The sequence below is a fragment of the Pseudaquabacterium pictum genome, from assembly GCF_005403045.1.
GTDB classification, from domain to species: domain Bacteria; phylum Pseudomonadota; class Gammaproteobacteria; order Burkholderiales; family Burkholderiaceae_C; genus Pseudaquabacterium; species Pseudaquabacterium pictum.
The window spans coordinates 1-1062 of sequence record NZ_BJCL01000048.1 but is presented as its reverse complement, the minus strand read 5'-3'; the positions used below and the strand labels follow the sequence as shown (position 1 = coordinate 1062).

Annotated in this window: 1 protein-coding gene; it reads right to left on the bottom strand. The window is 64.4% G+C overall.

The genetic code is table 11. From position 1 onward, the window contains the following. Positions 1 to 6: 6 nt before the first annotated feature. Positions 7 to 987 (bottom strand): IS110 family transposase, encoded by a 981-nt coding sequence (locus tag FFT10_RS27540; RefSeq protein WP_162520951.1) that lies wholly within the window; start codon positions 985 to 987, stop codon positions 7 to 9. Between the last annotated feature and the right edge of the window lie 75 nt (positions 988 to 1062).

Below are 1062 nucleotides of genomic sequence, written 5' to 3'. Positions count from 1 at the left end.
TGCGTGTCAAGCGGCGCTTGGCTTCAGATGGTCAGCATTGAAGGGCTTGCCAGATCGCAGCACGCCGTAGGCGATGGCCAGCAGCTTGTGCATGCACGCCACCACGATCACCTTGCCCGGCTTGCCTTGAGCCTTCAGCCTGTTCCAGAACATCGCCACCAGCGGGTTGTGGCGCCCGGCCACCATCGCCGGGAAGTACAGCGCGCGCTTGAGCTCCTGGTGACCCATCGGGTGCGTGCCGCGGCGCTTGTCCAGCGACGTACCCGACTGCCGAATCAACGGCGTCAGGCTGGCGAAGGCCGTCACCGCCTTGACGTTCCTGAACCGCTCGGGCCGCCCGATGTACGCCAGCAGCTGGGCAATCGACTTCTCGCCCAGCCCGGGAATCGTGTCGAGCAGCTGCGCCCGGCGCTTCAGATCCGGGTCATCGTCGATGGTCTTGGCGATCTGCGCCTTGACCTGGGCGATGGCCGCATCCAATTCGGCGATGACACCGGCGATGGACTCGATCACTGAGGCGTGTGCCACGTCGCGCCGATTGCACTCGGCCAGACGCATGTCCTGCAACGTCTCCAACCGGGCCACCAACGCCTGCAGCGCCCGCACGCCCACAGAGGGCGCTTCCCAGCGCTCGGGCCGCTTCTCCCTGCAGAACTGCGCCAAGCACTTGGCATCCGCGGCGTCGGTCTTGTTGCGCTGGCCGTTGCTCTCGGCAAAGCGCTTGACCAGCAGCGGATTGACCACCGAAACGATCAAGCCTTGGTCGTGCATCACACACGCCAGGGCTTCGTGGTAACTGCCGGTGGACTCCATGCAGATGTGCAGACTCTGTAATCCACCAGGCAGTTGCACCAGCAGCCACTGCACCAGCGCCTGGTGCCCTGAGCGGTCATTGGCGAACACCTTGGACCTGAACTTGTCGTTGGGCAGCAAGAGCGCCACATCCAACTTCGCCTTGCTGACGTCCACCCCGAGAAAGCTCTGCACGATCGACTCCTTTGCGATCACAACAGCGCTGGATTCGACACGCGCACCCTAGTATGCGGGGTCGCCGCCGGCGGC